General features: G+C 73.4%; 24 protein-coding genes and 1 riboswitch. Of the genes, 10 read left to right on the top strand and 14 right to left on the bottom strand.

Features of this window, described 5'->3' with window-relative positions:
- Window positions 1-3: 3 nt before the first annotated feature.
- From K7787_RS25220 to K7787_RS25185, 8 genes are read right to left on the bottom strand one after another with little or no spacing between them, the layout of a single operon-like run.
- Window positions 4-1,998, bottom strand: a complete 1,995-nt coding sequence (locus K7787_RS25220) for an NADH-quinone oxidoreductase subunit 5 family protein (RefSeq protein ID WP_223003055.1) — start codon at window positions 1,996-1,998, stop codon at window positions 4-6.
- Window positions 1,995-2,396, bottom strand: coding sequence for an NADH-quinone oxidoreductase subunit NuoK (nuoK, locus tag K7787_RS25215; protein ID WP_009190079.1), 402 nt, complete (start codon window positions 2,394-2,396; stop codon window positions 1,995-1,997). The genes K7787_RS25220 and nuoK overlap by 4 nt, the downstream gene beginning before the upstream one ends.
- The gene (locus tag K7787_RS25210; protein ID WP_223003054.1) at window positions 2,396-3,157 is read right to left on the bottom strand and encodes an NADH-quinone oxidoreductase subunit J; all 762 of its coding nucleotides are present in this window, start codon (window positions 3,155-3,157) and stop codon (window positions 2,396-2,398) included. Before K7787_RS25210 ends, nuoK begins: the two co-directional genes overlap by 1 nt.
- The gene (locus tag K7787_RS25205) at window positions 3,154-3,816 is read right to left on the bottom strand and encodes a NuoI/complex I 23 kDa subunit family protein (RefSeq protein ID WP_223003053.1); all 663 of its coding nucleotides are present in this window, start codon (window positions 3,814-3,816) and stop codon (window positions 3,154-3,156) included. The genes K7787_RS25210 and K7787_RS25205 overlap by 4 nt, the downstream gene beginning before the upstream one ends.
- Complete coding sequence (locus K7787_RS25200; RefSeq protein WP_009190076.1) at window positions 3,816-4,784, bottom strand: complex I subunit 1/NuoH family protein; 969 nt, start codon at window positions 4,782-4,784, stop codon at window positions 3,816-3,818. Before K7787_RS25200 ends, K7787_RS25205 begins: the two co-directional genes overlap by 1 nt.
- A complete protein-coding gene (locus K7787_RS25195) occupies window positions 4,781-6,193 on the bottom strand; it encodes an NADH-quinone oxidoreductase subunit C (RefSeq protein WP_223003052.1) in 1,413 nt (470 codons plus the stop codon). The genes K7787_RS25200 and K7787_RS25195 overlap by 4 nt, the downstream gene beginning before the upstream one ends.
- Complete coding sequence (locus tag K7787_RS25190; protein WP_223003051.1) at window positions 6,190-6,900, bottom strand: NADH-quinone oxidoreductase subunit B; 711 nt, start codon at window positions 6,898-6,900, stop codon at window positions 6,190-6,192. The genes K7787_RS25195 and K7787_RS25190 overlap by 4 nt, the downstream gene beginning before the upstream one ends.
- Window positions 6,891-7,313 (bottom strand): NADH-quinone oxidoreductase subunit A, encoded by a 423-nt coding sequence (locus K7787_RS25185; RefSeq protein ID WP_009190072.1) that lies wholly within the window; start codon window positions 7,311-7,313, stop codon window positions 6,891-6,893. The genes K7787_RS25190 and K7787_RS25185 overlap by 10 nt, the downstream gene beginning before the upstream one ends.
- A 218-nt stretch (window positions 7,314-7,531) precedes the next feature.
- On the opposite strand from K7787_RS25185, the gene K7787_RS25180 reads away from it, so the two are divergent.
- The 5 genes from K7787_RS25180 (at window position 7,532) to K7787_RS25160 (ending at window position 14,790) form a co-directional block, all read left to right on the top strand.
- A complete protein-coding gene (locus K7787_RS25180; protein ID WP_247721278.1) occupies window positions 7,532-8,908 on the top strand; it encodes a sensor histidine kinase in 1,377 nt (458 codons plus the stop codon).
- Between the two features lie 176 nt (window positions 8,909-9,084).
- Window positions 9,085-10,488 (top strand): sensor histidine kinase, encoded by a 1,404-nt coding sequence (locus K7787_RS25175; protein WP_223003050.1) that lies wholly within the window; start codon window positions 9,085-9,087, stop codon window positions 10,486-10,488.
- A gap of 388 nt (window positions 10,489-10,876) precedes the next feature.
- Window positions 10,877-11,536 (top strand): LuxR C-terminal-related transcriptional regulator, encoded by a 660-nt coding sequence (locus tag K7787_RS25170; protein WP_308036468.1) that lies wholly within the window; start codon window positions 10,877-10,879, stop codon window positions 11,534-11,536.
- Window positions 11,537-11,789: 253 nt separating this feature from the next.
- Window positions 11,790-13,718, top strand: a complete 1,929-nt coding sequence (locus K7787_RS25165) for a 2-oxoacid:acceptor oxidoreductase subunit alpha (RefSeq protein WP_223003049.1) — start codon at window positions 11,790-11,792, stop codon at window positions 13,716-13,718.
- Window positions 13,711-14,790: a 2-oxoacid:ferredoxin oxidoreductase subunit beta gene (locus K7787_RS25160; protein WP_223003048.1), complete on the top strand. Its 1,080-nt coding sequence runs from the start codon at window positions 13,711-13,713 to the stop codon at window positions 14,788-14,790. Before K7787_RS25165 ends, K7787_RS25160 begins: the two co-directional genes overlap by 8 nt.
- Window positions 14,791-14,920: 130 nt before the next feature.
- On the opposite strand, the gene K7787_RS25155 is transcribed toward K7787_RS25160, so the two are convergent.
- Complete coding sequence (locus tag K7787_RS25155) at window positions 14,921-15,367, bottom strand: winged helix-turn-helix transcriptional regulator (RefSeq protein WP_247721276.1); 447 nt, start codon at window positions 15,365-15,367, stop codon at window positions 14,921-14,923.
- Window positions 15,368-15,458: 91 nt separating this feature from the next.
- On the opposite strand from K7787_RS25155, the gene K7787_RS25150 reads away from it, so the two are divergent.
- The 3 genes from K7787_RS25150 (at window position 15,459) to K7787_RS25140 (ending at window position 18,095) form a co-directional block, all read left to right on the top strand.
- Complete coding sequence (locus K7787_RS25150) at window positions 15,459-16,313, top strand: SDR family oxidoreductase (RefSeq protein WP_223003047.1); 855 nt, start codon at window positions 15,459-15,461, stop codon at window positions 16,311-16,313.
- A gap of 136 nt (window positions 16,314-16,449) precedes the next feature.
- A complete protein-coding gene (rarD, locus tag K7787_RS25145) occupies window positions 16,450-17,487 on the top strand; it encodes an EamA family transporter RarD (protein WP_223003046.1) in 1,038 nt (345 codons plus the stop codon).
- Between the two features lie 119 nt (window positions 17,488-17,606).
- A complete protein-coding gene (locus K7787_RS25140) occupies window positions 17,607-18,095 on the top strand; it encodes a VOC family protein (RefSeq protein ID WP_043261164.1) in 489 nt (162 codons plus the stop codon).
- Window positions 18,096-18,214: 119 nt separating this feature from the next.
- On the opposite strand, the gene K7787_RS25135 is transcribed toward K7787_RS25140, so the two are convergent.
- Window positions 18,215-19,612, bottom strand: a complete 1,398-nt coding sequence (locus tag K7787_RS25135) for a tetratricopeptide repeat protein (protein ID WP_223003045.1) — start codon at window positions 19,610-19,612, stop codon at window positions 18,215-18,217.
- Window positions 19,613-19,789: 177 nt separating this feature from the next.
- Here K7787_RS25135 and K7787_RS25130 point away from each other — a divergent pair, with 177 nt between their 5' ends.
- Window positions 19,790-20,383 carry a DUF6668 family protein gene (locus K7787_RS25130; RefSeq protein ID WP_223003044.1) on the top strand — a complete coding sequence of 198 codons (594 nt, stop codon included), beginning with the start codon at window positions 19,790-19,792 and terminating at the stop codon, window positions 20,381-20,383.
- Window positions 20,384-20,594: 211 nt separating this feature from the next.
- On the opposite strand, the gene K7787_RS25125 is transcribed toward K7787_RS25130, so the two are convergent.
- The 4 genes from K7787_RS25125 to K7787_RS25110 form a co-directional block, all read right to left on the bottom strand.
- Window positions 20,595-21,593 (bottom strand): ABC transporter permease, encoded by a 999-nt coding sequence (locus K7787_RS25125; protein WP_247721275.1) that lies wholly within the window; start codon window positions 21,591-21,593, stop codon window positions 20,595-20,597.
- Window positions 21,580-22,656 carry an ABC transporter ATP-binding protein gene (locus K7787_RS25120; protein ID WP_247721274.1) on the bottom strand — a complete coding sequence of 359 codons (1,077 nt, stop codon included), beginning with the start codon at window positions 22,654-22,656 and terminating at the stop codon, window positions 21,580-21,582. Before K7787_RS25120 ends, K7787_RS25125 begins: the two co-directional genes overlap by 14 nt.
- 41 nt (window positions 22,657-22,697) lie before the next feature.
- Window positions 22,698-23,942, bottom strand: coding sequence for a LolA family protein (locus K7787_RS25115; RefSeq protein WP_223003043.1), 1,245 nt, complete (start codon window positions 23,940-23,942; stop codon window positions 22,698-22,700).
- 356 nt (window positions 23,943-24,298) lie between these two features.
- Complete coding sequence (locus tag K7787_RS25110; protein ID WP_009190056.1) at window positions 24,299-25,309, bottom strand: polyprenyl synthetase family protein; 1,011 nt, start codon at window positions 25,307-25,309, stop codon at window positions 24,299-24,301.
- Between the two features lie 575 nt (window positions 25,310-25,884).
- Window positions 25,885-26,090, top strand: a riboswitch (cyclic di-AMP (ydaO/yuaA leader).
- Window positions 26,091-26,095: 5 nt separating this feature from the next.
- Between K7787_RS25110 and K7787_RS25105 the strand changes: the two genes are divergently transcribed.
- A complete protein-coding gene (locus tag K7787_RS25105) occupies window positions 26,096-26,575 on the top strand; it encodes a transglycosylase SLT domain-containing protein (RefSeq protein ID WP_009190055.1) in 480 nt (159 codons plus the stop codon).
- Window positions 26,576-26,736: the final 161 nt, after the last annotated feature.

The following is a 26,736-nucleotide window of genomic DNA, read 5'->3' as shown; positions in this document are numbered from 1 at the left end:
TGCTCACGCTCCCGTGGCGACGAGGACGACGGCCACCGTCAGGACGACGGCGCCGGCGAGCAGCGCGCTCACATAGGTCTGCACATTGCCGGTCTGGGCGCGCCGTACGGCGGCCCCGAGCAGCCGGGGCAGGGCCCCGGCGGCGCGTACGTAGGTCTCGACGACCTCGCGGTCGAGGAACCGCACGAGGCCGGCCGCGGCCAGGACGGGCCGCACGAAGAGGGCCGCGTACACGGCGTCGAGGTGGAAGCCGACGGCGGCGTGCCGGTGCAGCGGGCCGAGGAGCAGCCGTCCGGGGTCCGCGGGGTCGGGGGCGTAGGCGATGTCGCCGTAGGCGGGGCGGTGGGTGGCGATGGCCTCGGCCTCGACCAGTCCGGCGTCGGCCTCGTGGTGGGCGGCGACCGCGCCCATCGGGGTGCGGGCGGCCAGCGCGGTGGTGTGCCGCCAGGCGCCGTAGGTGACGATGCCGCCGGCCAGGGCCAGTCCGGTGCCGAGCACGGAAGTGGTCAGGGCCGGGGCGAGGGAGCCGCCGCCGAACCAGTCGGGCAGCACGCGGAAGGTCAGGCCGCCGAGGGCGAGGGAGGGCACGGCGAGCACCCAGAGCACGGTGGTCATGGTGAGCGGCTGCCTGCCGTGGCTCGGCGCGTCGGCGCCGCGGCCGCGGAAGGCCAGCAGCCACAGGCGCGTCGCGTACGCGGCGGTGAGCACGGCGGTGATCAGTCCGGCCACGAGGACGATCCAGCCGGCCGCGCCGGGGGCGTGGGCGGTGTGACCGGTGGCGGTGTGCTCGGCCGCGCCGAGGACGGACTCCTTGGAGAAGAAGCCGCTGAAGGGAGGAATCGCGGCCAGGGCGAGGAGGGCGACGGTCATCGTCCAGTACGCGTCCGGGACGCGGTCGCGCAGGTTGCCCGTGCGGGACATGGCGGCCAGCGAGTTGGTGCCGGCGGCGTGGATGACCGCGCCGGCGGCGAGGAACAGCAGCGCCTTGAAGGCGCCGTGGGACAGGAGGTGGAAGACGGCGGCCCCGCGGTCGCCGACGGCGAGCGCGCCGGTCATGTAGCCGAGCTGGCCGATGGTCGAGTAGGCGAGGACGCGTTTGACGTCGTCCTGGGCGAGCGCGGCCAGCGCCGAGCCGGCCATGGTCACGGCGGCCATGACGGCGAGGACGGTCATCGCGGCCGCGGAGGCCTCGAAGACGGGGAGGAGCCGGGCGGTGAAGTAGACGCCGGCGGCGACCATGGTCGCGGCGTGGATCAGCGCGGAGACGGGGGTGGGGCCGGCCATCGCGTCGGGCAGCCAGGTGTGCAGCGGGAACTGCGCCGACTTGCCGGCCACGCCCGCCAGGAGCAGCAGGGCGATCAGGGTCGGGTGGTCGAGGCCGCCGCTCGCGACGGCGCCGAGGATCTCGGTGATCCGGAAGGAGCCGGCGTCGGTGGCCAGGGCGAACAGGCCGATGAGGAAGGGGACGTCGCCGAGCTTGGTGACCAGGAAGGCCTTGAGGGAGGCGGCGCGGGCCTCGGGGGTCTCCCAGTAGTGGCCGACCAGGAAGTAGGAGCAGATGCCCATGACCTCCCAGCCGACCAGCAGCACCATCAGGTCGCCGGAGTAGACGACGAGCAGCATCGCGGAGGTGAACAGGGAGACGAGGGCGGCGTAGGAGGGGTAGCGCGGGTCGTCGCGCAGGTAGCCCGTCGAGTAGATCTGCACGCAGGCGGCGACGACGGCGACCAGGACGGCGACGAGCGCGGCGAAGCCGTCGATGTGCAGGGCGAGATCGACGGGGACCGAGCCGGTGGGGGTGAGTTCGGTACTGGCGTCGATCGCCCGGCCGCCGCCCTGGTCGGCGGCGACCAGCACGGCCAGGACGAGGGCGGCGAGGGTCGGCAGGATCGCGAGCGGCCGGACGAAGCCGGGCGCGGTGCGGCCGAGGAGCAGCCCGGCGGCGGCGCCGAGGAACGGCAGGAGGGGGACGAGGACGGCGAGGGTGGTCGTGGTCACGGGGTGGCCTCAGCCTTCTCGGCGGCCCGCGCGGTCGCTGCGGCGTCGCTGTCGCGGCCGGGGTCGGAGTCGTCGTCGGGTCCCTCGGCGGCGTCGCGGAGCCGGTCGATGTCCGAGGTGCCGCGGTTGCGGTACACGGCGAGGACGATCGCCAGGCCGATGCCGATCTCGGCGGCGGCGATGGCGATGGTGAACAGGGTCAGGGCCTGCCCGGAGTGCAGGGTCTCCACGGCGGTCCTGCTGAGCCAGACGTCGAAGGCGACGAGGTTCAGGTTGACCGCGTTGAGCATCAGCTCGACGGACATCAGGACCAGGATCGCGTTGCGGCGGGCGAGGACGCCGTACAGGCCGGTGCAGAAGAGGAGGGCGGAGAGGACGGCGGGATAGACGAGGTGCATCAGCGGGCGCCTTCCTCGGCGGACCGGTCGCCGCCGCGGGGCGTGGTCGTGCGGTCGCCTCCGCCGGGCGCGGGAGTGCGGTCGCTGTCGCCCGGGGTGGGGGCGCGGTCGCTGTCGCCCGGCGTGGGGGCGCGGTCGCTGTCGCCCGGGGTGGGGGCGCGGTCGCCGCCGCCGTCCGCCGGGGTGGGGGTGGTGGCTGTCCGCCCGGGTGGGCCGGCGGCGTCCGCCTTGGCCTTGCGGGACAGGACGATCGCGCCGACCAGGGCGGCCAGGAGCAGGACGGAGAGGGCCTCGAAGGGCAGGACCCAGTTCCGGAAGAGGTACTCGCCGGTGACCCGGGTGGTGCCGGCGGCGGTGCCGTCCAGGTCGATCCAGGTGGTGCGGAAGGCGTCGGCGACCACCCAGACCAGGGCCGCCGCGGCGACGACGGCCACGGCGAGGGCGGCCCACCGGTTGGGCGAGTCGGCGTCCGGGGAGCGGCCGATGGGGGCCTTGGTGAGCATCAGCCCGAACAAGAGGAGGACGACGACGGAACCGACGTAGATGAGGACCTGCACCCAGGCGATGAACTCGGCGGTGAGCAGGAGGTACTCGACGGCGAGGCCGCCGAGGGTGACGACCAGCCAGAGCGCGGCGTGCACCAGCTGCTTGGTGGTGACGGTGACGAGGGCGGCGCCGAAGGTGGCCAGGCCGACGAGGAGGAAGGCGATCTCGACGCCGGTCGGGGAGAGGAAGCCGTGGGTCTGCGCGGCGAGGTTCACTCGTCCCCCTCCTCGGCGGCGTCGGCCCGCCCGGCCCCGGCCTCTCGCCGGCCGGCTTCCCGCCGGGCGGCTTCCTGCTCGGCTGCCTCCCGCTGGGCGGCTTCCTGCTCGGCGGCTTCCTGCTGGGCTGCTTCCTGCTGGGCGGCCAGTTTCTCGGCGGTCTTGTGGGCGGCGGCCAGTTCCTTGGGCTCCTCCGCGCCGGGGTCGAGGGCGGGCGGGGCCGGCACGGTCCACATCCACTCGCGCAGCTTGTCGCGCTCGTGGGTGAGGTCGCGGATGTCGGTCTCGGCGTACTCGAACTCGGGCGACCAGAACAGCGCGTCGAAGGGGCACACCTCGATGCAGATGCCGCAGTACATGCACAGGGAGAAGTCGATGGCGAAGCGGTCGAGGACGTTGCGGCTGCGTTCCCGGCCGCCCGGCGTCGCCGCGGGCACCGTCTCCTTGTGGGAGTCGATGTAGATGCACCAGTCGGGGCACTCGCGGGCGCACAGCATGCAGACCGTGCAGTTCTCCTCGAACAGGCCGATGACGCCGCGGGTGCGGGGCGGCAGATCGGGCTGGGTGTCGGGGTACTGCTCGGTGACGGTCTTCCGCGTCATCGTGCGCAGGGTGACGGCGAGGCCCTTGGCCAGGCCGGAGCCGGGGAAGGAAGCCATCAGGAGATCACCACCTTGACGATGCCGGTGAGGGCGATCTGGGCGAGGGCGAGGGGCACGAGGAGGGTCCAGGAGAGTTTCTGCAGCTGGTCCTCGCGCAGCCGCGGGTAGGTGACGCGCAGCCAGATGACGACGAAGGCGAGGACCGCGGTCTTCAGCAGCGTCCACACCCAGCCGAGTCCGTCGGCGCCCCACGGGCCGTGCCAGCCGCCGAGGAAGAGGACGGTGGTCAGTCCGCACAGGACGACGATCCCGGCGTACTCGGCGAGCAGGAACAGGGCGAAGCGCAGACCGGTGTACTCGGTGTACGCGCCGAAGATGATCTCCGAGTCGGCGACGGGCATGTCGAACGGCGGGCGTTGCAGTTCGGCGAGGCCGGCGACGAAGAAGACGACCGCGCCGACGATCTGCCAGGGCAGCCACCACCAGTGGAAGGCGTCGAGGATGCCGGGCAGGGAGACGGTGCCGGCCGCCATCGCCACGGAGGCCGCGGCGAGCAGCATCGGCAGTTCGTAGGCGAGCAGCTGAGCGGCGGTGCGCAGACCGCCGAGCAGGGAGAACTTGTTGGCGGAGGCCCAGCCGGCCATCAGCGCGCCGAGCACGCCGACGCCCATCACGGCGAGCACGAAGAAGACGCCCGCGTCGATCACCTGGCCGACCGCGCCCTCGCCGGGGCCGATCGGGATGACGAGCAGGACGAGCAGGTACGGCAGCAGGGCGACGGCGGGGGCGAGCTGGAAGACACGGCGGTCCGCGCCCGCGGGGACCACGTCCTCCTTCTGCGCGAACTTCACTCCGTCGGCGACGAGCTGCGCCCAGCCGTGGAAGCCGCCGGCGTACATGGGGCCGAGGCGGCCCTGCATGTGGGCCATGACCTTGTGCTCGGTCTGGCCCACGATCAGGGGGAAGGCCAGGAAGACCACGAAGACGATGAGGAGTCGCAGGGCGACGTCGGCCACGTCGTTCACCGCGGGCCTCCTTCGGGGGCGTCTTCAGGGCTTCCGGACTCGTCCTCGGGGGCGGCGGGGCGGGGCCCGGGTTCTTCGGGGCGTTTCGCGTGCTCGCGGGCCTCGGGGTTCTCCGGGTGCTCGCGGGCCTCGGGCTTCTCCGGGTGCTCGCGCGCCTCGGGCTTCTCCGGGTGCTCGCGGGCCCCGGGGTTCTCCGGGTGCTCGCGGGCCCCGGGGTTCTCCGGGTGCTCGCGGGCCTCGGGGCTTTCGCGGCGCTCGGAGCTTCCTTCGGCGCTCTCCGGGGACCCGGTGGTGGGTTCCGGGCTCGGCTCGGGTTCGTCGAAGGCCGGGCGGGCGTGGTGCCAGGGGGCGTCCGCGCTGCGCGGGGACGCGGCGGGACGGGACTCCCGCGGAGATCGCTGCGCGGCTTCCTGCGGCGGCTCCGGGGTGGCCCCCGACCGCTGGGACGCCGAGCCTCCCGACGCGCTCCGTGCGCGGCGGGGGCCGGACGGCCGTACGGCGCCGGTCGCCTCCTCGGGCGGAGCGGACTGGGCGCCCGTGTCCTCGGGGCGGGGCGCCGACTGGCTCGCCGAGCCCTGGCTCGCGCTGCGCATCCGGCGCGGCCGGGCGGCGGGCGCGCCGGCCGGGCTCCCCGCCTCGCCGGGCGCCGGGGCGTTCACCGCGCCCTCCATGGGCGCGGCGGCCGTACCGGTGTCCGTGCCCGCGGCCGGGGCCTGGCTCGCGGAGCCCTCGGAGGCCGTACGGGTGCGGCGTACCGGGCGGTCGCCGGCCGCGCGTACCGGGCGGTCGGCGCCGGCGGCCCGGGCCGCGCCGCGTGCCGGGCGGGCCGGGGCGGCCGGGAGCGTGCCCTTCAGGGGGCCCCACTCGTTGGGGTCGGGCACGCCCGGCGGCAGCATCTGCCGGCGCTTGGGCCCGCCGTGCTCGGACTCGCCCGGCTCCTTCGCCCCCGGCCACGCCTTGGCGACCCGGGCGGCCAGGACGAAGTCCTTGCGCAGCGGGTGGCCCTCGAAGTTCTCCGGGAGGAGGAGGTGGTCGAGCGCCGGGTGGCCGGTGAAGCCGACGCCGAACATCTCGTGGGTCTCGCGTTCGTGCCAGGCGGCGCCCGCGTAGACCTCCACCGCGGTGGGCAGGACGGGCGCGTCGTGCGGGACGGTGGTGCGCACCAGCAGCCGCCGTACCGGGGCGAGGGCGACGACATGGGCCGAGACGCGGAAGCCCGTGCCGGGCTCGTCGACCGCGCTCAGCCAGTCGAAGTAGGTGCAGCCCAGCTCGTCGCGGGCGGTGAGCAGCGCGGCGATCCAGGCGTCCGGCGGCACGTCGACCGTCAGGACCTCGTAGGACTCCTCCGCCGTGGCGGCGGCGCCGAACAGCTCCTCCGTGGGCGCGGGCAGCCAGCCGACACCGGTCATCGCGCGTCCCCTTCGGTCCCGTCGGCCCCGGCCGTCGGGGTGCCGGCGTCCAGAGCACCGGCACCTGCGGCCGGCGGCCTGACCAGCCCGCTCTGGAGCGCCGCCGTCGAGGGACGCGCCGTCTCCGCCCCGTACCGCTCCCCCAGCGACTCGTGGGCGATCTTCTCCTGGAGCTTCAGGATGCCCTGGAGCAGCGCCTCCGGGCGGGGCGGGCAGCCGGGGACGTAGACGTCCACGGGGATGATCTGGTCGACGCCCTTGGTGACGGAGTACGAGTCCCAGTAGGGGCCGCCGCAGTTGGAGCAGGCGCCGAAGGAGATGACGTACTTCGGTTCGGGCATCTGTTCGTACAGACGCTTGACCGCCGGGGCCATCTTGTCCGTGACCGTGCCGGAGACCACCATCAGGTCGGCCTGGCGCGGGCCGGGCGCGAAGGGGATCACGCCGAGGCGGATGAAGTCGTGGCGGGCCATCGACGCGGCGATGAACTCGATCGCGCAGCAGGCGAGGCCGAAGTTGAAGACCCAGAGCGAGTAGCGGCGGCCCCAGTTCAGGACGACCTTCATCGGCTCGGGGGCCAGCCGGGAGAGCACGCCGAGCCGCTTCGGCTCCGGCAGCCCGACGGGACCGGCGGCGTCCGGAGCGCCGGTGCCAGTACCGCCAGTACCGGTGTCCGGGCGGTTCGCGTCCGCGGGGTTCACGTCCATGCCAGGACGCCCTTCTTGTATGCGTACAGCAGGCCCACGGTCAGGAAGCCCAGGAAGACGAACATCTCCACGAGCGTCGCCGCGCCGTAGCCGGGGGCGGCGAAGACCGTCGCCCAGGGGAACAGGAAGATCGAGTCGACGGCGAAGATCACGTACAGGAAGGCGTAGACGTAGTAGCGGACCTGGGTGTGGGCCCAGCCCTCGCCGACCGGGTCGACGCCGCACTCGTAGGTCAGGAGCTTCTCGGGCGTGGGGACCACCGGGCGCAGCAGCCGGCCCGCGCCGAACGCGACGGCGACGAACAGCACACCGACGACGGCGAGCAGCCCGGCGACCGAGTAGGAGGGGAAGTAGTCCGCCGCGACGACGGTCGACCCCCGCACCGTCTCCGGCAACGTCTCAGGCACCGTCAGTCCCTCGCTCCCTGGCCTCGTGATGTCCGTGATGTCGGTGTTGCGCGTGCCACGCGTCCGGTGATCCGTACGCACGGGAGTCTAGGCCCTGATAAAGAGCGGGTAAGCAGCCCGTCACAGGGTGGGACGCGGGGCGGGGGCGGGGTGGGGTTATCCCCCGCCGGACCGGGCGGCCGCCCTCATGGCGTCCGGGCCCGCCGCACGGCACGCTGGCCCGTATGACCGCACCTATCTCCTCCGCCGCCGGCGCGGCGGCCTCCGGCGCCGGGGCCGGACACCAGGGCCAGGCCGAGCCCGAGGACCGAGCGGCCCGGATACAGGACCACGGCCGGGACGAGGTCCGCGGGCAGGACCCCGTCCACGTGCCGGACCGGGCCCGGGGCGGCGAGGACCGGCCGCCGCCGGCGCGCTTCGCCTACGACCTGCCCACCTGGAAGGAGATCACGCATCTTCTGGTGAACCTGCCGGTGTCGCTGATCGGCTTCGTCTATGTGATGTGCGTGCTGTTCACCAGCGGCCTGCTGACCATCACCGTGATCGGCTTCCCGCTGCTGGCGGCCGGCCTCGCGGGGGCACGGCAGCTGGGCCGGCTGGAGCGGGCCCGGGCGCGGAGGCTGCTCGGGGTGCGGATCGAGGAGCCGAGCCGGCTGCCGCTGGGCCGCACGCACGGGCGGCTGAACCGGCTGTGGCTGACGCTGAAGGACCCGGTGGGCTGGCGCACGATCCTCTACGACTTCATCCGGATGCCCTGGGGCGTCTTCACCTTCTGCGTCACCCTGGTCTCCCTGTTCGTGCTGTGGCCGGTGCTGCCGTTCATCGCGCGCGGGCTGACGAACGTGGACCGGGCGATGGTGCGCGCGCTGCTGTCGCCGTCCGACGAGCTGGAGCGGCGGATCGCGGAGCTGGAGTCGGACCGGGGGGTCGTGGTGGACACGGCCGCCGCCGATCTGCGCCGCATCGAGCGGGACCTGCACGACGGCGCGCAGGCGCGGCTGGTGAATCTGGCGATGGGGCTGGGGCTGGCCAAGGAGAAGCTGCTGGAGGGCCAGTCCGACGAGGTGGTCGCCGCGATGGTCGCGGAGGCGCACGGCGAGGTGAAGCTGGCCCTCCAGGAGCTGCGCGACCTGGCGCGCGGCATCCATCCCGCGGTGCTGACCGACCGCGGTCTGGACGCGGCCCTGTCGTCGGTCGCCTCGCGCTGCACGGTGCCGGTGACGGTGACGGCCGATCTGTCCGAACGCCCGGCCGAGGCCATCGAGGGCATCGCCTACTTCACGGTCTCCGAGCTGCTGCAGAACGTCAGCAAGCACAGCGGAGCGCGCTCGGCCTCGGTGGAGGTGTGGCGGTCGGGGGACCGGCTGCTGATCCAGGTGCGGGACGACGGCCGCGGCGGTGCGCGGCTGGACGGCGGCACGGGCATGCGGGGGCTGGCGGAGCGGCTGGACGCGGTCGACGGGCTGTTCGTCGTCGACTCGCCCGAGGGCGGCCCGACCGCCGTCACGGCGGAACTGCCCTGGCGGGACCGTACGGCCGGCGCCGGCTCCGGGTCCGGGTCCGGGTCCGGCGCGGAGGCGGGCGTCGCCCGCAAGGGGTAGGGAAAACCCCCCGGTCAAGACGCCGACGCGCTCCATGGTCCCGTGACCTGCGGCCGAGCAGGCTGGAGGCAGCACGGGAAGACCACCGCGACCGCACCACGGCACCTTGCCCAACGGCACAGCGGCACCAGCGGCACAGCGGCACCAGCGGCTCACGAGGGGAACGGACGACGTCGATGGCCACCCAGTACGGAACTCGGTTCGGACCGGAACACGGGCGGGGACCCGGGCGGGGACCCGGGCGGGGACACGGCCCCGAGCACGAGTACGAGTACGGCTACGAGCGCGACGGCCGCCGCCGGCACCTGCTGCCCGCGGGCCTGCGGGCGCCGTTCGAGGGGCGCAGCTGGCGGGAGCTGGCGTATGTGCTGCTGAGCCTGCCGATGGGCATCCTGCTCTTCGTCTACGCCGTCACCATGGCCTCGCTCGGCGCCGGTCTGCTGGTGACGTTCCTCGGCATCCCGGTGCTGGCGGGCGCGCTGGCCGGCTGCCGGCTGCTCGGCGTGGTGGAGCGGGCGCGGGCGCGCGGGCTGCTCCGCCTGGACGTGGGCGAGCCGGAGCCGCTGCGGGCCGACGGCCGGGGCGTGCTGGCCTGGACGGGGGCGGTGCTCAGGAGCGGCGCGTCCTGGCGGGCCCTGCTCTACGCGCTGGTGCAGTTCCCGTGGGCGGTGTTCTCCTTCGTGGTCGCCGTCGTCTTCTGGACGGTGGGCTGGTCGTTCCTGACGTATCCGCTGTGGTTCTGGGTCTTCCCGATGTGGGCCGGCCAGGGCGGCATCCAGCTCTACGGCGACGAGCACCACAGCGTCTACCTCGACAACCCGTTCGAGATCACGGTGACCGCGCTGGTGGGGCTGCTGCTGACGCTGGCCACGCCGTGGATCGTGCGGGCGCTGACGGCGGTGGACCGGGTGCTGGTGCACGGGCTGCTCGGGCCGTCGCGGCTGTCGGCGCGGGTGGTGGAGCTGGAGTCGGACCGGGGGGTCGTGGTGGACACGGCCGCCGCCGATCTGCGCCGCATCGAGCGGGACCTGCACGACGGGGCGCAGGCCCGGCTGGTGGCGCTGGCGATGGACCTGGGACTCGCCAAGGAGAAGCTGGCCGAGGACCCGCGGGCGGCGGCGCGGATGGTGGACGAGGCGCACGGCGAGGTGAAGACGGCGCTCCAGGAGCTGCGCGACCTGGCCCGAGGCATCCACCCGGCGGTGCTCACCGACCGCGGTCTGGACGCGGCGCTGTCCTCGGTGGCCTCGCGCTGCACGGTGCCGGTGACGGTCGAGGTGGACCTGGCCGAACGCCCGGCACCGGCGATCGAGGGCATCGCCTACTTCACGGTCTCCGAGCTGCTGCAGAACGTCAGCAAGCACAGCCGGGCCCGGTCCGCGACGGTGGACGTGTGGCGTTCCGAGGACCGGCTGATGCTCCAGGTCGCGGACGACGGGCACGGGGGCGCGGACGCCGCCGCCGGGTCGGGGCTGGCGGGACTGGCCGAGCGGCTGGACGCGGTGGACGGCATCCTGCTGGTCGACTCGCCGGCCGGCGGGCCCACCCGGGTGACGGCCGAGCTGCCCTGGCGGCGCTGAACCCGCCGGGTCTCCCGGAGCCGTACGAGCCGGCTCCTCCGGGTCTCCCCCGGAGGAGCCGGCTCGTACGGCTCCTCCGGGGGAGACCCGGAGGCGTACAAGCCGGGCTCTCCGGGTTCCCGGAGCCGTGGACGTCGTACGAGAAGGAGGGGCGCACCGGTCCTGGCCTGGTGCGCCCCTGAGATGTGCCCCCTCAAGCCCCCGGGTCACGCCCCTTGCGCGCCCCGGGGTATCGCCCCGCGCGGCCCCGAGAAAGCCCTGGACTTCCCTGGTCCCGGGCGTGCCGCGGTCGGGATGCTGGAATGCTGGGCCATGTGCCGCCGTCCGTGCGGACGGCGCGGACGGCCGGGAACGAGGCTGTGGGGGGCCGAGGAGCGTGGAGGACAGGGTGCGGGTGGTCATCGCCGAGGATTCGGTGCTGCTGAGAGAGGGCCTGACCCGGTTGCTGACCGACCGGGGGCATGACGTGGTGGCCGGGGTCGGGGACGCCGAGGCGCTGATCAAGACCGTCACCGAGCTGTACGAGGCGGGCGAGCTGCCGGACGTCGTCGTCGCGGACGTGCGGATGCCGCCGACGCACACCGACGAGGGGGTGCGGGCGGCGGTGCGGCTGCGCAAGGTGCACCCGGAGCTGGGCGTGCTGGTGCTCTCGCAGTACGTCGAGGAGCGGTACGCCACCGAGCTGCTGGCCGGGTCCAGCCGCGGGGTCGGCTATCTGCTCAAGGACCGGGTCGCCGAGGTGCGGGAGTTCGTGGACGCGGTGGTCCGGGTGGCCGAGGGGGGTACGGCGCTGGACCCCGAGGTGGTCGCACAGCTGCTCGGCCGCAGCCGCAAGCAGGACGTGCTGGCGAATCTGACGCCGCGGGAGCGGGAGGTGCTGGGGCTGATGGCCGAGGGGCGGACCAACTCGGCGATCGCCCGGCAGCTGGTGGTGAGCGACGGCGCGGTGGAGAAGCACGTCAGCAACATCTTCCTGAAACTGGGTCTGGCGCAGAGTGACGGGGATCACCGGCGTGTTCTCGCCGTCCTCACCTATCTGAACTCCTGACCGGTTGACACTGAGTCAGTAACGGGTGGTGCGGGCCGTTCACCAGGGCGGCGCGAGCAGCGGGCACGGAGCGCTTCGAAGGAGGTCCGGCGGGTCGGCACGGAGTGACGGAGCAAGGCATCGGGACCGGCTCGCGGGCGCGTCCAGCATGCGAAACCGTGCCGGGAAGGCGAACCAGACGGTCGTAGGGTTGAAACCGGGAACGGTCTTCGCGAAGGCCTTTCCACAGCCGCCTCGAAGGAGGTCCAGTTCAGTGACCAGCCAGGTCAGCAGTCCAACGGAACAGGCCGACGGAGCCGTCCTAGGAGAGCAGCGCGGGGCGGCCGGAACGAAGGACGTCCGCCGTCTGGAGCGGGTGATCATCCGTTTCGCGGGCGACTCGGGCGACGGCATGCAGCTCACCGGCGACCGGTTCACCTCGGAGACGGCGTCCTTCGGCAACGACCTGTCGACGCTGCCGAACTTCCCGGCCGAGATCAGGGCTCCTGCCGGCACCCTGCCGGGCGTCTCCTCCTTCCAGCTGCACTTCGCCGACCACGACATCCTGACCCCCGGCGACGCGCCGAACGTGCTGGTCGCGATGAACCCGGCCGCCCTGAAGGCGAACATCGGCGACCTGCCGCGCGGCGCGGAGATCATCGTCAACACCGACGAGTTCACCAAGCGCGCCATGCAGAAGGTCGGCTACGCGGCGTCCCCGCTGGAGGACGGCTCGCTGGACAGCTACCAACTGCACCCGGTGCCGCTGACCACGCTGACGGTGGAGGCGCTCAAGGAGTTCGACCTCTCCCGCAAGGAGGCCGAGCGCAGCAAGAACATGTTCGCGCTGGGCCTGCTGAGCTGGATGTACCACCGGCCCACCGAGGGCACCGAGAAGTTCCTCAGAACCAAGTTCGCCAAGAAGCCGGACATCGCGGCGGCGAACATCGCCGCGTTCCGCGCGGGCTGGAACTTCGGCGAGACGACGGAGGACTTCGCCGTCTCCTACGAGGTGGCCCCGGCCGCGCAGGCCTTCCCGGTCGGCACCTACCGCAACATCTCCGGCAACCTCGCGCTGGCCTACGGTCTGGTGGCGGCCTCCCGGCAGGCGGACCTGCCGCTGTATCTGGGCTCCTACCCGATCACGCCCGCCTCCGACATCCTGCACGAGCTGAGCAAGCACAAGAACTTCGGTGTGCGCACCTTCCAGGCCGAGGACGAGATCGCCGGCATCGGCGCGGCCCTCGGCGCCGCGTTCGGCGGTGCGCTGGCCGTCACCACCACGTCCGGTCCCGGGGTGGCGCTGAAGTCGGAGACGATCGGTCTGGCGGTGTCGCTGGAGCTGCCGCTGCTGGTCGTGGACATCCAGCGCGGCGGCCCCTCCACCGGTCTGCCGACCAAGACCGAGCAGGCCGATCTGCTGCAGGCGATGTACGGCCGCAACGGCGAGGCCCCGGTGCCCGTGGTCGCGCCGCGCACGCCCGCGGACTGCTTCGACGCGGCCCTGGAGGCGGCCCGGATCGCGCTGGCCTACCGCACGCCGGTGTTCCTGCTGTCCGACGGCTACCTGGCCAACGGCTCCGAGCCGTGGCGCATCCCGGAGCTGGACGAGCTGCCCGACCTGCGGGTGCGGTTCGCGACCGGCCCCAACCACACCCTCGCCGACGGCACCGAGGTGTTCTGGCCCTACAAGCGGGACGCCAGGACGCTGGCCCGCCCCTGGGCGATCCCGGGCACCCCCGGCCTGGAGCACCGCATCGGCGGCATCGAGAAGCAGGACGGCACCGGCAACATCTCCTACGACCCGGCCAACCACGACTTCATGGTCCGCACCCGCCAGGCCAAGGTGGACGGCATCGACGTCCCCGACATCGAGGTCGACGACCCGGACCGGGCGCGCACACTGGTCCTCGGCTGGGGATCCACGTACGGGCCGATCACGGCGGCGGTACGCCGGCTGCGCACGGCCGGCGAGGCGATCGCGCAGGCCCATCTGCGCCACCTCAACCCGTTCCCGAAGAACCTCGGCACGGTCCTCGAACGCTACGACAAGGTCGTCATCCCCGAGATGAACCTCGGCCAGCTCGCCACCCTGGTCCGGGCGAAGTACCTGGTGGACGCCCACTCCTACAACCAGGTCAACGGCATGCCGTTCAAGGCCGAACAGCTCGCCACGGCTCTCAAGGAGGCCATCGATGGCTGAGACGTCCACCCGCACGGGGGACACCGTCCAGGCGCTCTCACTGGTGCCCAAGGCCGAGGCCGAGCAGTCCATGAAGGACTTCAAGTCCGACCAGGAAGTGCGCTGGTGCCCGGGCTGCGGCGACTACGCGATCCTCGCGGCCGTCCAGGGCTTCATGCCGGAGCTGGGGCTGGCCAAGGAGAACATCGTCTTCGTCTCCGGCATCGGCTGCTCCTCCCGTTTCCCGTACTACCTCAACACCTACGGGATGCACTCCATCCACGGCCGCGCCCCGGCCATCGCGACCGGCCTGGCGACCTCACGGCGTGACCTGAGCGTCTGGGTGGTCACCGGCGACGGCGACGCGCTCTCGATCGGCGGCAACCACCTCATCCACGCCCTGCGCCGCAACGTCAACCTCAAGATCCTGCTGTTCAACAACCGGATCTACGGCCTCACCAAGGGCCAGTACTCCCCGACCTCCGAGATCGGCAAGATCACCAAGTCGACGCCGATGGGCTCCCTGGACGCGCCGTTCAACCCGGTCTCCCTGGCCCTCGGCGCGGAGGCGTCCTTCGTGGCGCGGACCATCGACTCCGACCGCAAGCACCTGACCGAGGTACTGCGCCAGGCCGCCGCCCACCCCGGCACCGCGCTCATCGAGATCTACCAGAACTGCAACATCTTCAACGACGGCGCCTTCGACGCCCTCAAGGACAAGCAGCGCGCCGAGGAGGCGCTGATCCGGCTCGAACACGGCCGGCCGATCCGGTTCGGCCCGGACGGCAGCCGGGGTGTCGTGCGCGACGCGCGCACCGGCGACCTGGAGGTGGTCACCGTGACGCCGGAGAACGAGGCCGACGTCCTGGTCCACGACGCGCACGCCGCCTCCCCGACCACCGCCTTCGCGCTGTCCCGGCTGGCCGACCCGGACACCCTGCACCAGACCCCGATCGGCGTCCTGCGGTCCGTCGAGCGCCCGGTCTACGACACGCTGATGGCCGACCAGCTCGACACGGCGGTCGAGCAGCGCGGCAAGGGCGACCTGGCCGCCCTGCTGGCCGGCGGCGACACCTGGACGGTCGTGGGCTGAGACGGCTGAGACGGCTGAGACGGCTGAGACGCCGTCCGGCCGCCGCTCGTCCGGCGGTACGGCTCATCGGTGCGAACGGCTCACCGGCGCCTGTGCACCGGTGCGCGTACGGCTCACCGCCGAGCGCGGTTCACGAGGCCCGGGCCTGTGCGGCACGGGCCTCGTCGTACGCCTGGCGGGCGCGTTCGACGTCCGCCATGCGGTGCTGGGTCCAGCGGGCCAGGGTGCGGACCTGTTCGGCGGCCTCGCGGCCGAGGTCGGTCAGGGAGTAGTCGACGCGCGGCGGGATCACGGGCTTGGCGTCCCGGTGGACCAGGCCGTCGCGCTCCAGGGTCTGGAGCGTCTGGGTCAGCATCTTCTCGCTGACCGGCTTCCCGCTCACCTTGCCGATGGCGCGGCGCAGCTCGCTGAAGCGGTGCGGGCGCTCCAGCAGTTCGATCAGGGCGAGCACGCCCCAGCGGCTGGTGACGTGCTCCAGGACCAGCCGGTACGGGCACAGGGCCACCGGATCGGCGTCCCTGCGCGCGGCTGCCGCCGCCTCTCCCGCGCCTGCCGTCTCCCTAATGCTTACTGTCATGCCCGTACCTTACTTCAAAGTGGGTACTTACGAACAGTTAGTGCACCTCCTAGGGTGAGTACCAGAAGCCACCCACAAGGAGATTCACCTCATGAGCATCGTCGTCACCGGCGCCACCGGACACCTCGGCCGCCTCGTCGTGGAACAGCTGCTGGAGAAGGTTCCGGCCGACCAGGTCACCGCCGTGGTCCGCACCCCGGAGAAGGCCGCCGACCTCGCCGAGCGCGGCGTGCGCATCGCGGTCGCCGACTACAACGCGCCCGAGACCTACGACGGCGTGTTCGCGGCCGGCGACAAGGTGCTGCTGATCTCGGGCAACGAGTTCGACAAGGGCCGCGTCCAGCAGCACCGGGTCGTCATCGACGCCGCCAAGGCGGCCGGTGTCGCCCTGCTCGCCTACACCAGCGCCCCCGGCTCCCTGAAGGCCGCCCTCGCCGACGACCACCGCGGCACCGAGGAGCTGCTGCTCGCCTCCGGGCTGCCGTACACGCTGCTGCGCAACGGCTGGTACCACGAGAACTACACCGAGAGCCTCGCCCCGGTGCTGGAGCACAACGCGGTCGTGCACGCCGCGGGCGCCGGGCGGCTGTCCTCCGCCTCGCGCGCCGACTACGCCGCGGCGGCCGTCGCGGTGCTCACCGGCGAGGGCCACGAGAACCGGACGTACGAGCTGGGCGGGGACGTGGCCTGGGGCTTCGCCGAGTTCGCCGCCGAGCTGAGCCGGCAGACCGGCAAGGAGATCGCCTACCGGCAGGTGAGCGTCGAGGACTTCCAGGGCATCCTCGTCGGCGCCGGGCTGCCCGAGCCGGTGGCCACGATCATCGCGGGCGTGGACGCCTCCATCGAGAAGGGCGAACTGGTGGTGGACAGCGGCGACCTGTCCCGCCTGATCGGCCGTCCCACCACTCCCCTGGCCGACGCGATCGCCGCGGGCCTCAAGGGCTGAGCCGTCCCCGCCGGACGCCGGAGTCCCACGACCCCCGCCTGTCATGACCGTATGGCGATACGGGCATGACAGGCGGGGGTGTCCGGCGTTACCTTCTTGCTTGCTGTACGGGCACAGCGGGCGAGAAGGAGGGGCCGTGACCGACAAGCCGGGCGGCGAGAAGCGCACAGGACTGCTGAACGGCTTCGCGGCCTACGGGATGTGGGGCCTGGTGCCCCTGTTCTGGCCGCTGCTCAAGCCGGCCGGCGCGGCGGAGATCCTCGCCCACCGGATGGTGTGGTCGCTCGCCTTCGTGATCGTGGCCCTGCTCGCCGTACGCCGCTGGGCATGGGCCGGGGAACTGCTGCGCCAGCCGCGCAGGCTGGCCATGATCGTGGTCGCCGCCTCGGTGATCACCGTCAACTGGGGCGTCTACATCTGGGCCGTCAACAGCGGCCATGTGGTCGAGGCGTCCCTCGGTTACTTCATCAACCCGCTGGTCACCATCGCGATGGGCGTGCTCATCCTCAAGGAGCGGCTGCGGCCCGTGCAGTGGGCGGCGGTCGCCACCGGCGCGGCCTCCGTGCTGGTCCTCGCCGTCGGCTACGGGCAGCCGCCGTGGATCTCCCTCTGTCTCGCCTTCTCCTTCGCCACCTACGGCCTGGTGAAGAAGAAGGTCGACCTCGGCGGCGTCGAGTCGCTGGCCGCCGAGACCGCGGTGCAGTTCCTGCCCGCGCTCGGCTATCTGCTGTGGCTGGGCGCGCACGGCGAGGCGACGTTCGCGAGCGAGGGCGCCGGGCACGCGGCGCTGCTCGCCTCCACCGGTGTGGTCACCGCGCTGCCGCTGGTCTGCTTCGGCGCCGCTGCGATCCGCGTGCCGCTGTCCACGCTGGGGCTGCTCCAGTACCTCGCCCCGGTCTTCCAGTTCGTGCTCGGCGTCGTCTACTTCCACGAGTCGATGCCGCCCGCGCGGTGGGCGGGCTTCGCCCTGGTCTGGCTGGCCCTGTCGATGCTGACCTGGGACGGCCTGCGCACGGCCCGCCGCTCGGCCCGCCTCAGGGCGGAGGCGGCGGCCAGGGCCGAGGCCCACGGGTCCGCCGGGGCGGCCCTGGCCGGTACGGCCGGTACGGCCGGTTCCGCCGGGGCCGGGGCGGCGGACGCTCCCCGGTCGAGCACCGATCCGGTGGAGGCGTAGCCGCCTCGGGCGTTCTCGTGCGCGCGGACGCGGTGCGCCCGTGCCGTCCCTCCGACGCGGTCGCCCCGGGTCGGTGAACAAGCGGCGGGAGTGCGCGGCGCCGCACTATAAAGGGCCGTATGACAGAGACGCCCGCGACGCCCGACGCCCCCGCGCCCGCACCGGTGCACTGGAAGCTCGTCATCGACTCCGCCGACCCGCACGCGCAGGCCGACTTCTGGGCCGCCGCGCTGCACTACGAGGTCGAGGACAACAGCGCGTTCATCGAGCGGCTGGTGGAGCTCGGCGCGCTGCCGGGCGAGGCCACCGTCGAGTTCCACGGCCGCCCGGCCTTCCGGGACCTGATCGGCGTACGGCATCCCGACGACCCGTACGACCTGGAGCGGGGCACGGGGCTGGGGCGGCGGCTGCTGTTCCAGCGGGTGCCGGAGCCGAAGTCCGGCAAGAACCGGCTCCACCTCGACCTGCATCCCGGCGAGGACCGGCGCGCGCGGGAGGTGGAGCGGCTGGAGGCGCTCGGGGCGAGCGTGCTGCGGCACGTGAAGGAACCCGCCGGGGAATGGACGGTCCTGACGGACCCGGAGGGCAACGAGTTCTGCGTCCACTGAGGCGGGGGCGCGGGTCCTCCGGGGACGGGTCCTCCGGGGGCGGGTCGGTGCTGCGGGTCCTCCGGGGCGGGTCGGTGCTGCGGGCCCTCCGGGGCGGGTCGGTGCTGCGGGTCCGCCCGTCAGTCCTTCGGTTCGGTCGCCTGCCTGCGGGCGCGTTCGGTGAGGCGGTCCATGCGGGCGCGGGCGGACTCCAGTTCGTCCGCGTCCTCGGCGGCCGGGCCGCCCGCCGCGGCGAGTTCGGTCCACAGCCCGATCAGTTCGCGGCCGAGACCGAGGCCCTGCTCGGGGTCGCGGACCGCGCGCCATGCCGTGGCCGCGCTCAGTACGTTGCCGTAGGCGCCCTCGGCGTCGCCGGCGCGGCGGTGGACGCCGGCCAGGTCGACCGAGAGCCGGAAGGCGTGCAGCGGGTCGCCGGCCAGATAGGCGACGTACGCCGACAGTTCGCGCAGCCGCAGCACCTCGGGGTGGTCCGGGCCGAGCGTGCCGGAGGCCTCCTCGACGGCGGCCGAGGCGAGGGTCGCGGCCTCCTCGATACGGCCGGCCCGTACCGCCTCGTTGACCCGCTCCAGCGGTTCGGCTAGCAGCACGACGCCGCTCGGGCCGCCCGCGTCCCTCGGGTCCTCGCCGAGCACCGCCTCGGCCACCGCGTCGAAACCGCGGGGCGGGGTGGGCTTGGAGTCGGGGTCGAGGTCGAGATAGGCCTCCGGGTCGACGAGCGCCTTCGCGGGACCGGCCGGCCGGGCGCCGGGGAGAGCCGCGGGCTCAAAGACGGCGGGGGGCTCCGGGGCGCGCGCGGTTCCGGGGGCCTGGCCCGGGCCCGCGTCGGCCGACGCCGCGTCCATCACCGGCGGGGGCCCGAACCGCCCGAGCGGAGCGGCGGCCGCACCGGGGAACGCGTCGGCGGCCGGGACGGCGGGCGTGGCGTCGGCGGCCGGGGCGGCGGGCTCGCCTTCGGGCCGCGCCGCCGGGACCGCTCGCGGCCCGAACGGCGGCTCGGGCTCCCGGGCCGGCTGCGGCACCCGCCGCAGCACGTGCGTGGCCCGGTCCTCGTACGGCGGCCCGTCCTGCCGGTGCGGGTGCGGCGCGTCCGGGGCGGGCTTGCGCAGGCGTACGGTCCCGGCCGGGCGCGCGGCGGGTCCGGCCGGTCCGGCCTGGTCCGCCGGGCCCGTGCGCAGGGGTTCGGCCGTGAAGGCGCTGGAGCCGTCCCCGCTGACCTGGAGGGGGACGACGTAGCCGATGCGTTCGTCGGTCACCGTGGCGAGGACGGGGTGGCCGGTGGCGAGGGCGAGGCGGTGCAGATGGTTCAGCACGGCCTGCTGGATCTCCTCGCCGGGGGCCGACTGGATCCGTACGCCGTCGACCGAGGCCCAGGCCGGGGCGCCGGTGCCGTCCGCGGCCCCGGCGCCGAAGGCGGCTCCGGTCGCGGGCACGTGCACGGCGATCGGCGCCGTCACGGGCGCGGCCGCGCGTGCGGCGCGCTTGTCTTCCCGCTTCTTCTCGCGGCTCAGTCGAGACATCGTCTTCCTCACTCGGATGCGAGCCATCCGGCCCTGCGCGTACTGTCGAGTCTCTCCGCTCGCCTGCGCTTCCCAGGTCACCGCGACGTCACAGACTCGCACCAGGAACCGCGCCCCCGTGACCGGGGTAACGCTCCGAGCGCGACGAACATCGAGACGACGAGGTGGAGAACGGGCATGCGAGGTGGCGTGCGGCAGGGACCGGAGATATGGATCCGCGGGCCGGTGGCCGCCCCGCACGCCCATGCGGACACCCGCCCCGGCGCCGGGGCCGCGGCCGGCGCCGTCACCGGCGCACCCGACCGTGTGCCCGCTCAGGGCGCCGCCATGCCCGCGGGGATGCCGGCCGCGCTGCCCCGGCGGTACTCCTGGGTGGCCACGCACGGCGGCGCCGGCACCACCACGCTCGCCGCGGTCTACGGCGGCCACGACTGCGGGCGCGAGTGGCCCGGGCCCGGCGCGCCGCGCTCGGTGCTGCTGGTCGCGCGGACCCACGCGGCCGGGCTGGCGGCCGTGGCGCGGGCCGTGGAAACGTTTCGCCGCGGTGAGGCGCCGGCCGGGCTGGACCTGGACGCCGTGGTGCTGGTGGCGGACGCGCCGGGGCGGCTGCCGCGACCGCTCGCACAGCGGGTACGGCCGCTGGAGGCCGCCATCGACGTCTACCGCGTGCCGTGGGTGCCCGACTGGCGTCTCGGCGACCTGAGCGCCCGCCCGCCGCGCGAGGCCGAGCCGCTGGCCCGCCTCACGGGCGCGGCGGGGCAACGGGCCTGACGGGGCGTCGGCGGGCGTCCCGCGCCGCGCTGTCGGGGCCCTGGTGCGCGCCGTGCTGTCGGGGTCCCGGTGCACGCCGTGCTGTCCGGGTCCCGGTGCGCGCCGTGCTGTCCGGGTCCCGGTGCGCGCCGTGCTGTCGGGGTCCCGGTGCACGCCGTGCTGTCCGGGCGGGCCAGTGCGGGCCGTGGTCCGCGCTCCGCCGACGGCCGGGTTACGCCGTGATGTCCTTCGTCGTGAACCGGGCCCAGGCCGCCGAGCCGAAGACCGCCGCGTACAGCGCCTGGAGTTCGAGGTTCTTCACCAGGCCGTCCCAGTAGACCGGCTCGCGCATGAGGTCGGCGAAGGACAGCCAGTAGTGCGGGAAGAGGTACGGCTGGATCGCGTGCAACTGCGGGATCTGGTCGAGGATCTGCGCGGTGATCACCAGGCCGACGGTCGTCGCCATCGCCGCGACGCCGCTGTTCGTCAGCGTCGAGACGAACAGCCCGAGGGCCGCGAGGCCCAGCAGCGACGCGGCGACGACGAGGGCGATCAGCAGCGCCCGCGCCAGCCCCTCGCCGAAGCCAATCCGGGTGCCGGAGATGGTCGTCAGGTCGCCGAGCGGGAAGAGCAGCGCGCCCACGACCAGCGCCGAAACGGCGACGACGAACGTGGCGGCGAGACAGAAGGCCGTCACCGTGGCGTACTTGGTGAGCAGCAGCCGGGTGCGGCCGGCCGGGGCGACGAGCAGGTAGCGCAGGGTGCCCGCGCTCGCCTCGCCGGCGATCGTGTCGCCCGCGACCACGCCGACGGCCAGCGGCAGGAACACGGGCAGGGTCGCGGCCAGCGCGGTGAACACCAGGAACAGCCCGTTGTTGGTGATCTGCGCGATGAACGCCGGGCCCTCGCCGCCCCCGCCGCCGTGCGGCCCCCCGCCGCCGCCCGTCTCGATCCGTACGGCCACCCCGACCAGGACCGGTACGGCGGCCAGCACGGCGAGCAGCGCGAGGGTGCGCCAGCGCCGGAAGGTGGTCACCAGCTCGCTGCGCAGCAGCCCGAGGGTCCACAGGGTCCGCGCGGCCCCAACGCCGCCGGTGCCGCCCGGCGCGGTCGCCGCCGGCGCCGTACCTGTCGGCCCCGCCTGCCCTGTCGTAGCCGTCTCAGCCGCCGTAGCCGTCGTAGCCGTCTTAGCCGTCGTAGCCGTCTTAGCCGTCGGTTCAGCCCGCGACATCGAATCCCTCCCCGGTGAGCGCCACGAACGCGTCCTCCAGGGAGGCCCGTTCGATCCCGAAGCCGCGGGCGCGGACGCCCGCGGTGACCAGCGCCGCGTTCACGTCGGCGAGGTCGCGCTCCGGCGGTTCGCCGGTCACCCGGTCGCCGTCGGCCACAACGTCGCCGACCCCCTGTTCCTTCAGCACCCGGGCCGCCTCCGCCGGATCGGGCGTGGTGACCACGAGGCGGCCGCGCGCCCCGGCGGCGAGGTCGGCGACCGGGCCCTGGGTGAGGAGCCGGCCCCGCGCCATGACCGCGGCGTGCGTGCACACCTGCTCGATCTCGTCGAGCAGATGGGAGGAGAGGAAGACGGTCGTGCCGTCGGAGGCCAGCTCGCGGACCAGGGTGCGGATCTCGCGCATGCCCTGCGGGTCGAGGCCGTTGGTCGGCTCGTCCAGGACGAGCAGCCGGCGCGGCTGGAGCAGGGCGGCGGCCAGCCCCAGGCGCTGCTTCATGCCGAGCGAGTAGGCCCGGGCCTTCTTCCCGGCGGCGGCCGTCAGGCCCACCCGGTCCAGCGCGGCGGCGACCCGGGAGCGCCGGGTGCGGGGATCGGCGGTCGGGTCGGCGGCGTCCTGGCGCAGCAGGTTGTCGCGGCCGGACAGGAACCCGTACAGCGCCGGGCCCTCGATGAGCGCGCCGACGTGCGGGAGCACGGTGCGGGCGTGGCGGGGCATGGACTGCCCGAGCACGCGGGCCGTGCCGGAGGTGGGCTCGATGAGCCCCATCAGCATGCGGATGGTGGTGGTCTTGCCCGAGCCGTTCGGGCCGAGGAAGCCGAAGACGCTGCCCGCCGGGACGGTCAGGTCGAGACCGTCCACGGCGAGTTGCCCGCCGCGGTAGCGCTTGGTCAGCGCACGGGTGCGGATGACGCCGTCGTCGTCCCCGTTCCCGTTCCCGCCCGCGCCCGCGTCCTGCGGGGCGGGCGGGGGCGCTTGCGGCGGGGCGGACGCGTCGCCGTCCACCGGCAGGTCCACCGACTCGTCCCTCGGCTCGTCCCTCGGCTCGTCCCTCGGCTCGTCCATCGGCTTCCTCGATTCGGTCGGGCCGGGCCGGCCGGGCCGGGTCACTTCCCGGCGTCGGCCGCCTTCACCAGGGCGTCCTTGGTGACCGCGCCGACGTAGACCTTGCCGTCGTCGGTGATCAGGGCGTTGATCAGGCGGGTGGAGAAGACCGTGCCCTTGCCGAACCCGCCGGACACCTGGTCGCCGAGCGAGCCGAGGAAGCCGCCCATGTCGCCCTTGCCGGTGGACGAGGGGACGCCGCCCTTCTCGCCGGTGTCGAACGTGGCGATCGAGTTCCAGCCCTTGCCGACGACCTTCGCGCCGTCGCCGCCACCGAGCAGGCCCACACCCGGGGCGACGCCCTCGTGCGGCGCGGCCGAGGCGTGCTCCCGGGCCGCGGCGTCCTTGTCCTCGGTGATCTTCGCGCCCTTGGGCGGGGTGAAGTCGAAGGTGCTCGCGGCCGGCTTCGCGAAGCCGACCTGGGTGAAGCCGACGTCCACGACGGCGGCGCCGCCGCTCGCCGGGGTGAGCGTGAACTTCAGCGGCATCCCCGTCTCGGCGTCCACCGCGATGCTGATCACGCCGACCGTGGTGCCGGAGGCGTGCTTGGGCTTGACGACCAGCTTGTAGGCGTCGCGGCCGGCCACCTGGGCGGTGCCGTCGACCGTCACCGAGGTGGTGTCGTCGGCCGCCTTCAGGGCCTCCTCGGCGAAGTCCCGGGGCGTGGCGGGCACCTCGGCGCGGCCCTTCTCGCCGCCCTTGCCGTCCTTGCCGGCCTTGCCGTCCTGGTCGGCGGTGCCGTGGTAGACCTCGTCGGACTTGCTGTCGTAGCCCCAGACGTCCTTGCCGTCGTGGATCAGGCTGTACTCGGCGGCGCTCTCGATCAGCGAGACCTTCTGCCGGTCCGGCCCGTCGGCGGCCACGCGCAGGGTGTGGGTGCCGGAGGCCAGTTCGGTCAGCTTGGCGGACGGGTCGGCGGACGATCCGGAGCCGTTCCCGGCGGCGCCGGAGGCGAGTCCGCTCTCCAGGCCGCCGAGGTCCGGCAGCCCGAGGTCGGTGGTGATCTTCACGGTGCCGGAGAGCTGCTGCACGTCCGACTCGGCGATCTTCTGGACGAGTTGCTGCGCGGTGATCTTCGGCAGGTCGGGGTCGCCGGAGTCGGCGAGCGCCGGGACGAGCCCGATGGTCGCCGCCGCCACCCCCACCACCGCGACCGGAACGACGTAGCGCGCGGCCTTGCGCCGCGCCGAGTGCCGCTCCTCGGCCTCCTCGGCGCTCCTGCTGTCGTCGGATTCGTACGGTGCCATGTCTGCCTTACCTCCGTCGTCGGCGGCGGCTGCCCGTCTGCACTGCTCCCACCCCGAGCCGCCATTCTCACCCGAATCGGTGAGGAGTGGTGTGGTCCGTGCTTCCATCTGACCAAATCGGCGGCGACGAAGCGTCAGCCCGCGGAGGCAACTGCGCCTACGCCTGCGGTATGACAACCAGGGGCCACGCCGACCCGTCCCTTAGGGGATCGGGCGGCGATCACGGCTCGGACGGGGCTCGGGTGACGGGGCGCGCAAGCAGGTAACAGGGCGCCGACGCGGGTGACGGGCTGCGGGCGTACTCGTACGGGGCGCGGGCGTCAGGGGTGAGGGGTGAGGGTGAGGGGTGAGGCGGGTCAGCCGGCGCGGTGGACGACCGCGTCGCACAGCTGGAGCAGGGCCGCCTTGGCGTCGCACTCCCGCAGCGGGGCGAGCGCCGCGCGCGCCTCCTCGGCGTAGCGCACGGTGTCGCGGCGGGCCTGCTCCAGGGCCGGGTGGGCCCGCAGCGCGGCCAGCGCCTCGGCGTGCCGGGCGTCGTCGGTGAGGTCGGAGTCGAGCAGTTCGCACAGGGCGACGTCCTCGGGCAGCCCCAGCCGCGCCGCGCGCTCGCGCAGCCGCAGCACGGGCAGCGTCGCGATGCCCTCGCGCAGGTCGGTGCCGGGCGTCTTGCCGGACTCGTGCGAGTCGGAGGCGATGTCGAGGACGTCGTCGGCGAGCTGGAAGGCGACGCCCAGCCGCTCGCCGTACTGCGTCAGCACGTCCACGACCGTCTCGTCGGCGCCGGACATCATCGCCCCGAACCGGCAGGACACGGCCACGAGCGAGCCCGTCTTGCCGCCCAGCACGTCGAGGTAGTGGTCGACGGGGTCGCGGCCGTCCTGCGGGCCGGCGGTCTCCAGGATCTGCCCGGTGACCAGCCGTTCGAACGCCAGCGCCTGCACCCGGACCGCCTCGGGGCCGAGGTCGGCGAGGATCTGGGAGGCGCGGGCGAACAGGAAGTCGCCGGTCAGCACCGCGACCGAGTTGCCCCAGCGGGTGTTCGCGCTGGCGACCCCGCGGCGCACCGCGGCCTCGTCCATCACGTCGTCGTGGTACAGCGTCGCCAGATGGGTCAGTTCCACGACCACGGCCGAGGGCACGATCCCCGGCGCGTACGGGTCGCCGAACTGCGCCGCGAGCATCACGAGCAGGGGACGGAACCGCTTCCCGCCCGCCTTGACGAGGTGCTGCGCGGCCTCGGTGATGAAGGGGACCTCGCTCTTGGTGGCTTCGAGCAACCCTTCCTCGACAGCCGCCAACCCGGCCTGGACATCGGCTTCGACAGCCTGGTCCCGCACGCTCAGCCCGAATGGCCCGACGACGGTCACGAGGTGTCTCCTGTCTGCTGGTGTCTGCTGGCGATTACACGGTTTGTCGATAGGTCGCTGCCATCACTCAAGTCAGCGTATCCGGTCAGGTTTCGATCACCGCTAGCGCCCACCGATACAGGCCAGGCGGTATCGGATCACGCCCGATATACATCCGATCGCCACGTATGAACAGATATATAACGACTCGCTCCTCCCACCGCGCGGCCACCCTCCCTCGCACACCTGCCCACAGATACACACGTACGCCAGGGCCATGACGTCACCTGACGTGACGACCCTCACATGCGCGCACCTATAGGCCGATTTAACCGTATTGCCACCCCTGTTCCGCTTAGCCGTTATTGCCCCGCAGTAGGCAAACCGTGAGTTGGGTCACTCCGCAGGGTCGGCGCCAGGTCTGCCGCAGCCCCTCGCTTTTCCGTTCCCGATAGGCCAGTTGAGTCTTGGCGAATGCAAAGGATCAAGCATCCCAAACACCCCAGACCAAGGTCAATTAGGGCGAGGTGTGGTTTCGGCACTTGTTCTGGACATGTGCTCTCGCATACGTTCCGGGCCGTCGGGCGGAACGCCGAATCCTGCCGCCGCCCGAATCCGACGAACCGACAGCCATGGCAGGAGCGGGGGACCCAGGTAAGTCGCCGGGCCGGAGCGCCGTACGTCGTCCTACGTCGTACGCCGTGCCGGAACGGCTCGGGGTGAAGCCGTGCCCTTCGGGGCGCGGCCGGGCACCTCCCCGCCCGAACCCGACAGCTCACCTCGCAGGCGACGGAGAGGAAGTCCCCCATGTCCGTGAACGCTCACCGTCGTACCCGCACCGCCCGTGTCCTGCGCGCCCTCGCCGTGACCGGCACCGGCGCCGCCGTGCTCGCCGTCCCGCTGATCGGCGCGGGCACCGCCTCCGCGGCCCCGGTCACCACCAAGGCCGTCAGCTCGGTCTCGTACCCGAACAACCTCGACGGCTGGATCCGCGAGTCGCTCGCGATCATGGCGGAGAAGGGCATCCCGGGTTCCTACAACGGCATCCACCGCAACATCATGCGCGAGTCGTCCGGCAACCCGCTGGCCATCAACCTGTGGGACTCCAACGCCGCCAAGGGCATCCCGTCCAAGGGCCTGCTCCAGGTCATCCAGCCGACGTTCGACACGTACCACGTGGCCGGCACGTCGTTCGACATCTACGACCCGGTCGCGAACATCACGGCCGCGTGCAACTACGCGGCGGCGCGGTACGGCTCGATCGACAACGTCTACAGCGCGTACTGATCGAGCCGGGGCGAGCCGCGGCGGGCCACGGCGGGCCGTGCCCGGGGCGGCCCGCCCGGCCGTGAGCGCCTGATCGCCGTGACCGCCGTGACCGGGGTGTCGGCGGCCCCGCCGGGACCGCGGGGGCCGCCCGGCCCTGCCCCCCCCCCCCCCCCCGCCGG

The organism is Streptomyces sennicomposti (genome assembly GCF_019890635.1).
Classification (GTDB): domain Bacteria; phylum Actinomycetota; class Actinomycetes; order Streptomycetales; family Streptomycetaceae; genus Streptomyces; species Streptomyces sennicomposti.
Note: the sequence above shows the minus strand (reverse complement) of the source record. Positions and strands in the feature narration are given on the sequence as shown.